This is a genomic window from Hydrocoleum sp. CS-953 (assembly GCF_002260545.1).
Lineage (GTDB): Bacteria > Cyanobacteriota > Cyanobacteriia > Cyanobacteriales > Microcoleaceae > Trichodesmium.
The window spans coordinates 1-7,113 of sequence record NZ_LGSU01001136.1; the positions used below are offsets into that span (position 1 = coordinate 1).

Below are 7,113 nucleotides of genomic sequence, written 5' to 3' on the forward strand. Positions count from 1 at the left end.
CCCCTAACCCCTCCCAGGAGGGGAATATGGGGAGAGGGGGGAGAAACTACTAAATTAACTGTTTGGGGGATCGAATTTAAAACCTGCTGATACAACCCCAACAAGCGACTTGCCCGTTTTTCATTTACTAAGAGGCGATCGCGAATTGTCCGTAAATGTTCTGGGTTATCGTGAGATTCCCAATTATTAATAATATAAGTCCGAACCAACTCTGCTACATCGGGAGTACAACTATCATTATTTTTAACAATTATTTGACACAACTTTTGAGTTAAAAAAGGTTGCCCACCAGTCAATTTTAAAACTTCAGCTAATACCTGTTCTGGATTTTCTACCCGACTTTCTAAACCAGGAGTTAGGAAATCTTTTGCTTCTGCAAAACTAAAACCTGTTAACTCTATTGCCCTACCAATATTAAAAGGAGTCCGAGTTTTATCAGCAATTAAATTAGAAGGAGTTGCCACGCCAAATAAAGCAAAAGATAATCTTTTATATTCAGGATTTTCTGCCCGTTTATTATGACAAGCACGAATCAGAGCAAAAAAATCATCGGTGGGAAAATCTAGACTAATTAAACTATCTATCTCATCAACAAAAATGACAATATTTTCCCCAACTTCCCGAAGCAAAACTTCCCTTAAAAAATCCCTAAATTGTTGTACTGGAGATAAATCTTCTCTCTCTTTTAACCACGCCCGTCGATTAATACTCAAGTCAAAATTGCTGACTAATTCTTGAATAATACCCCGATACCATTGCTTGGCATTAATTTCCTGACTACCCACATCAGTTAAGTCAATTGCAGCACAGGCAAACCCTTCTTTTTCTAATCTTGCCTTAGTGCGTAACATTAAACTTGACTTTCCCATTTGTCGGCAGTTCAACACATAACAAAACTCTCCTAATTTGAGGGCATCATAAAGATTTTTATCTGCTTCTCGCGTCACATAACTAGGAGCATCAGCAGGTAAACTTCCTCCTACTTGATATTGGTAATTTTGGTTTTGTTTTGTGTTCATNAACCCTTCTTTTTCTAATCTTGCCTTAGTGCGTAACATTAAACTTGACTTTCCCATTTGTCGGCAGTTCAACACATAACAAAACTCTCCTAATTTGAGGGCATCATAAAGATTTTTATCTGCTTCTCGCGTCACATAACTAGGAGCATCAGCAGGTAAACTTCCTCCTACTTGATATTGGTAATTTTGGTTTTGTTTTGTGTTCATGGAAGTTAGGGAAAATTAATTATTATGTTAAGTATAAAATTGTCATTGCGAGGGGTGTTTAGCAGCAGTAATTTTTGTAGGAAAATCTACTCACCCCCGAAGCAATCTTAGTAATTGTCATTGCGAGGGGAGTTTCCCACAGTAACTTTTGTAGTCAACTCAACTGATCCCCCGAAGCAATCTCAGCTTAAATGTTATTATAGATAACCTCTATCCTCCTTCTTTTTTACCAAATAAATTGTCATTGCGAGGGGANATCCCCCGAAGCAATCTCAGCTTAAATGTTATTATAGATAACCTCTATCCTCCTTCTTTTTTACCAAATAAATTGTCATTGCGAGGGGAATTTACCACAGTAACTTTTGTAGTCAAGTCAACTAATCCCCCGAAGCAATCTCGCATAGTTGAATTTTATTAGTTAAAATAATGGGATTGCTTTCCTACGGAATGCTCCGCAAACGTTCCTCACAATAACAAACTAAGAGAAAATTGTCATTGCGAGGGGAATTTACCACAGTAACTTTTGTAGTCAAGTCAACTAATTCCCCGAAGCAATCTCAGCTTAAATGTTATTATAGATAACCTCTATCCTCCTTTTGTCATTTTAATGGGATTGCTTCGTCCCTCGCAATGACAAATTATCAAATAGTTATTATAAGCGTTCATAAAAATATGGGATTATTTCGTCCCTCGCAATGACAAATTATAAAATAGTTATTTCAAACGTTCATAAAAATATTGCCGATATAATTCACATCTGGGAAAAACATTATTGCCCTCTAATTTTACTAATCCTAAACTATCCAATTTATAAGTCAAAAGGGAATCTATATTTACAGATTCCTTTGCCATGACAACTTTCTTAAAAGCTGCTTTGAGTTCAGGATGAGCTTCTAAAGTTGATAACAATTTTTGCAAATGAATGCGATAAATTCCTGCATTAGTTGCTGCTTTTTCTAATAGCTCCGATAAGGTTGAATTTTGATAATTTTTTAAATCAGAAAAAGCTTGATCTAATAAAAATGGATGCCCTCCTACTAAATCAGTTAACTGTGTCACTTGTTCAGCTTGCAAATTTAATTCGTAGATTTCAGTAAGTTGACGTACTTGCTGCAAATTAAACTCTGGTAATTCAATGGATTTTCCCACATTAAAAGGAGAACCATTAATATCTAAAGGAATATAAACTTCTGTGGAATGAACTACTACTAACCGTAACTTTTTCCAGATATTTTTTCGCTTTGCTGTCTCATGCCAAGAACGTAATAATGGCAAAAAATCTTCAGCAATTGGATGTGGAAAAATCAAGTCTATATTATCTATACATAAAACCAATGCTTCTGTTACTTTTGGTAATAAGCATTCTTCAAAATAAATCTTACAATTAATCTTACTACTATCTTCCTCATCCCAAGATTCATGTAAAATTTCTTTAGGCACATTTAATTCACGACCTACACAACGACAAAACCACGACAAAAATTTATCTAAATCTTGAAAATCAGTAGTATCAGCATCTAATAAATTAATAGATGCTGTTTGGTAGTTATGTTTTTTCCCTTGTTCTAAAATTCTATTAGTTAACCAAGTTTTCCCCATTTTTTGAGGGGCTTTAATTCTGATTAAAGAACCTGCTTCTAAAATAGTTTCATCACAAATAGATTCAATGGGTTGTCGCTCAATATAAATAGTTTTTTCTGCTTCTTTTTCCGTTTCCGGTATTTGAGCGATCGCTTGCCAATCAAAACCTAATTTGTCAGATATTTCAGTAAAATTTAAGAAATCTACAGGTTTACCATTGAGAAAATTAGAGACAGTTGAACGACTAAAACCTAACTCATTAGCGAGAGCTTTTTGACTAGGAAAATTATTACGTTGAACAGCAGATTGAACTTTTTCCAGATATTCTGGTGCGACTCTCAGGGATCTAGAAGACATAACTTAGCTATAATAAAAGCTGAATAAATCTATAAATACTTACCCCACATTTTAGCACTACTCAGTCATCAGTCTAGAATTTTTGATTAAGTCAGTCACAAGTCAGACAAATTATTTTATATCAACAAGCTGAAACTCAATCATCTGTATATTTTAATGAAATTGTAGAAGAAAATAAGGAATGAACAGAGGAGTTTCAACTATGACTATATCTAATAATAATCAAAACTCTACCCTTAATAAAATGGAACAAATGTTTATTAAAGAACGCCTGCGTCAAGCAAGATTGAGCTTTAATACTGCTCTAGGCTTAACTATAATTAGTGCCATTATTAGTGTAACAGGTGTAGGGCTTTTACTATCAGGAAAAACTTCTGAAGGAACAGCCACAACCGCAGGCGGACTTGCATCACAAATTGTTAGTGTTAGCTTACTAAAAATGACTCAAGACAGTAATGAAAGACTTGATAAAATAGCCACCGAATTTCTAGATGAAGACTAGAATAAACCAAAAGTAGGGTGGGAAAATATTTATCCTCCCTACAAAAATTACATGAGACATTTGTGAAAAAATACTAACAATTAAGTAGTTAAGTCTAATTAAATGTTAAAAAAAATGTAGGGGTAGGTTTGACTGAAAGCCTTGATTTAATAGATATCTAATTCTCAAAACCTAACCTCTCAATATTCCATTTATTGATCCTTACCTACTTATGGAAAATGAACAATAATTATCAAGTCTGGAAAACGGCAGAACTTTCACAAAAATATCTTTCTGGTGTCAGAAGTGCCATTCCTTTAGCTACTGAACAAATTGAGATTATCTTGAGAATTATTCAGACAACTAAATCCCAAGTAAATAACTTTTTAGACTTAGGTTGTGGTGATGGTATTTTAGGTCAGGCAATTCTCAGTCAATACCCTGATTCTCAAGGAGTATTTTTAGACTTTTCAGACGCAATGATTGAAGCTGCAAAAAGCAAAGTTGCTGATAATTATCAAGGTAATTCTGAATTTATTATTCAAGATTATGGTCTGCCGGAATGGGTAAATAAAGTTCAAGAAAAAGCACCATTTGATGTAATTGTGTCAGGATTTTCAATTCATCATCAACCAGATACCAGAAAACAAGAAATCTATCAAGAAATTTACCAATTATTACAGCCTGGAGGATTATTTTTAAATTTGGAACACGTTGCCTCACCATCTAAATTAATTGAGCAATTATTTGATGAATTATTTGTTGATTCTCTCTATGCTTTTCATCAAAGTCAAGACACAAATAAATCCAGAGAAGAAATTAATAGGGAGCATTATAACCGCCCAGATAAAACAGCAAATATTCTTGCTCCTCTAGAAACTCAATGTGATTGGTTACGAGAGATAGGTTTTATCCATATTGACTGTTTTATGAAGTTATTTGAAATTGCTTTATTTGGTGGTATTAAACCAGAATTAAAAGTAGAAATATAGTAATTTTATTATTAATTTTAAATCTCAAATATGAATAGACTCTGGTGGAGCTTTCAAAGTATATATCTGAGTTTCTGTAGCGATCGCCTGTCGTATATTGAAAGGTAGTTGCAACATACCCAATAAAGAAATACCATCCATAAGTTTAAAACCACCTGTAGTTTTTTCTGCCAACAAACGGTCTACTTTTTCTGGGTTTGGTGTAGAGGAAAATTCTTTTTCAGAACAAATAATAAACCCTAGCGGACATCCATAACTGGTAGAATAAGGAATAAAAGAACTAACATAACTAAAAACACTTTGTAAAGTTTTAACTACACGAACATGAAGATACATTTCAGCAGGAGAAGTTGAACCTGCTTGTATTATAAACGAGCCATNTAATAAACCCTAGCGGACATCCATAACTGGTAGAATAAGGAATAAAAGAACTAACATAACTAAAAACACTTTGTAAAGTTTTAACTACACGAACATGAAGATACATTTCAGCAGGAGAAGTTGAACCTGCTTGTATTATAAACGAGCCATCAGCAGACAAAACTTGGCGAATTTTTTCAAAGTATTCTTGAGTAAATAAAGGAAAAGATGGACCAGACTCAATAGGATCTGTCAGGTCAGAAATAATTACATCCCAAGTTTCTGAAGAAGACTCTAAAAAATTCTGAGCATCATCAATAATTAATTCTACACGGGGGTCTTCAAAAGCATTTTGGTGCATTTCGGGCAAATACTTTTTGCAAGCTTCTACAACTTCCCCATCTATATCAACCATAACTACTTGCTCAACAGTTTTCCAGCGTAATACTTCTCGTATTGTTGCTCCTTCTGCTCCTCCAAATACTAAGACTTTGTGTGGAGACCCATGAAAAATCATAGGTGGATGTACTAAACTTTCATGGTAGAGAAATTCATCTTCGGTGCAAGACTGCCACTTACCATCTAATATTAAAGCTTTACCATAAACACCTTCGACTATATACATTTCCTGATACTTGGTTTTTTGATAAACAAGAACTTTATCAATACCATGTTTATAAATATCCCAGGGTGTAATTTGTTCAGAAAAATACAAATCTGTATTAAGATTAGCACCTGCCATTGATTATTTTCCTCCGGATCGGTATTTAATTATAGCATTTTGAATAAGGAATAAGGATCAAAGGAAACTGTCTGAATAATTTTAGACTTAACAACAGTTTCCTACTTGATGAAGTACATATATTCATAGTTTTAGGGAGTAGAAAATATGGGTCTAAAAAATATTTACCCCTTCAATTTTACCACATTAATCTGGAATCTCCTTTAACAACTGCTTATATAATTTTGAGGCAAAGATAAAGGGATATTTCAATTTCCAGATTCTCTTTTTCTTATCCAACCAAGAAAGGTTACATAGTAATCCTAAATGATTTGTGAGAGAAATCTGTAGGGGTTTGGTCTCCTTTCCCCAAGCATAAATAGGATTTGGAAAACAAACCCCTACGATAAAATCTTACAACCTATGAGCAGATTGCTATATTTTTTCTAATGTTGGTATTAAATATTGAGTCAAGGTAAAAGCATCTACTCCTAATTCTGTTCGTTCTTTTGCTGCTAATATTGCTGCTTGGGCGTGCCACCAAACTGCTGTTTTTACAGCTTCGAGTGGAGGAATTTTTGTTGAAGTAATAGCTAATAAACCTCCGACTAATCCTGTAAGTACATCTCCACTTCCTCCTCTTGCTAATGCGGGAGTGCTTTCTGGATTTATCAATATTTTTTGACTATTGGCAATAATTGTTTTTGCTCCTTTTAAAACTATGACAAGGTTACTATTTTCAGCANCAAACTGCTGTTTTTACAGCTTCGAGTGGAGGAATTTTTGTTGAAGTAATAGCTAATAAACCTCCGACTAATCCTGTAAGTACATCTCCACTTCCTCCTCTTGCTAATGCGGGAGTGCTTTCTGGATTTATCAATATTTTTTGACTATTGGCAATAATTGTTTTTGCTCCTTTTAAAACTATGACAAGGTTACTATTTTCAGCAGATTTTTGAGCTGCTAATATCCGATTATTGAGTTGATTTACTAAGTGAGGAAATAGACGTTTAAATTCTCCTACATGGGGAGTAATAATTGTTGGTGCTTGACGTTGATTTACTAAAGAGTTGTTGGCTAAATTTCCACAAATATTTAAAGCATCAGCATCTAAAACTAAAGGACAATTTACAGATAATATTTTTTCTATTATAGATGCAGGTTCTATAGTTAAACCAGGTCCGCAGGCAATGGCATCAAATTTACTTAAATCTATATCTTCTGGTAATTCTTTTATTGCTCCAGTTTCTGTTTCAGGGCAACCAATAATTAGTGCTTCTGGTAAATGATTATTTAGTATTGATTTAATTGATTCTGGTACAGCAATTGATAACATTCCTACACCTGTTGCTCTGGCAGCTAATCCTGTTAAAATTGCTGCGCCACTATAACGAT

The 7,113-nt window shown here is 34.0% G+C and carries 5 protein-coding genes and 3 pseudogenes; 2 read left to right on the top strand and 6 right to left on the bottom strand.

Annotation, left to right across the window (positions count from 1 at the left end; genetic code table 11):
• The 3 genes and pseudogenes from AFK68_RS17740 to AFK68_RS17750 form a co-directional block, all read right to left on the bottom strand.
• Positions 1–1,019: AAA-like domain-containing protein (locus AFK68_RS17740; RefSeq protein WP_210407474.1), on the bottom strand; the 1,019-nt coding region annotated here is incomplete at its 3' end.
• 1 nt (position 1,020) lies between these two features.
• Positions 1,021–1,226: pseudogene (locus tag AFK68_RS41975) on the bottom strand (hypothetical protein); the annotation flags it as partial.
• A 714-nt stretch (positions 1,227–1,940) separates the two neighbouring features.
• Positions 1,941–3,164, bottom strand: coding sequence for an AAA-like domain-containing protein (locus AFK68_RS17750; RefSeq protein WP_094673919.1), 1,224 nt, complete (start codon positions 3,162–3,164; stop codon positions 1,941–1,943).
• A 202-nt stretch (positions 3,165–3,366) separates the two neighbouring features.
• On the opposite strand from AFK68_RS17750, the gene AFK68_RS17755 reads away from it, so the two are divergent.
• Both AFK68_RS17755 and AFK68_RS17760 read left to right on the top strand, forming a co-directional pair.
• Entirely contained in the window at positions 3,367–3,666 is a 300-nt protein-coding gene (locus AFK68_RS17755; RefSeq protein WP_210407475.1) for a hypothetical protein, read from the top strand.
• Between the two features lie 218 nt (positions 3,667–3,884).
• On the top strand, positions 3,885–4,637 hold the full coding sequence (locus AFK68_RS17760; protein ID WP_094673920.1) for a trans-aconitate 2-methyltransferase: 753 nt from the start codon (positions 3,885–3,887) through the stop codon (positions 4,635–4,637).
• A gap of 381 nt (positions 4,638–5,018) precedes the next feature.
• Here the strand turns inward: AFK68_RS17760 and AFK68_RS17770 are convergent.
• The 3 genes and pseudogenes from AFK68_RS17770 to AFK68_RS17780 all read right to left on the bottom strand — a co-directional run.
• Positions 5,019–5,739: pseudogene (locus AFK68_RS17770) on the bottom strand (spermidine synthase); the annotation flags it as partial.
• Positions 5,740–6,153: 414 nt separating this feature from the next.
• A partial coding sequence (locus AFK68_RS17775) for an NAD(P)H-hydrate dehydratase (protein WP_305778145.1) occupies positions 6,154–6,463 on the bottom strand: 310 nt, incomplete at its 5' end.
• A gap of 1 nt (position 6,464) precedes the next feature.
• Positions 6,465–7,054: pseudogene (locus AFK68_RS17780) on the bottom strand (NAD(P)H-hydrate dehydratase); the annotation flags it as partial.
• Positions 7,055–7,113 lie beyond the last annotated feature (59 nt).

Excerpts from the sequence above, each read along its gene's own strand:
- AFK68_RS17750 (WP_094673919.1), bottom strand. The coding sequence starts at position 3,164 with ATGTCTTCTAGATCCCTGAGAGTCGCACCAGAATATCTGGAAAAAGTT.
- AFK68_RS17755 (WP_210407475.1), top strand. The coding sequence starts at position 3,367 with ATGACTATATCTAATAATAATCAAAACTCTACCCTTAATAAAATGGAA.
- AFK68_RS17760 (WP_094673920.1), top strand. The coding sequence starts at position 3,885 with ATGAACAATAATTATCAAGTCTGGAAAACGGCAGAACTTTCACAAAAA.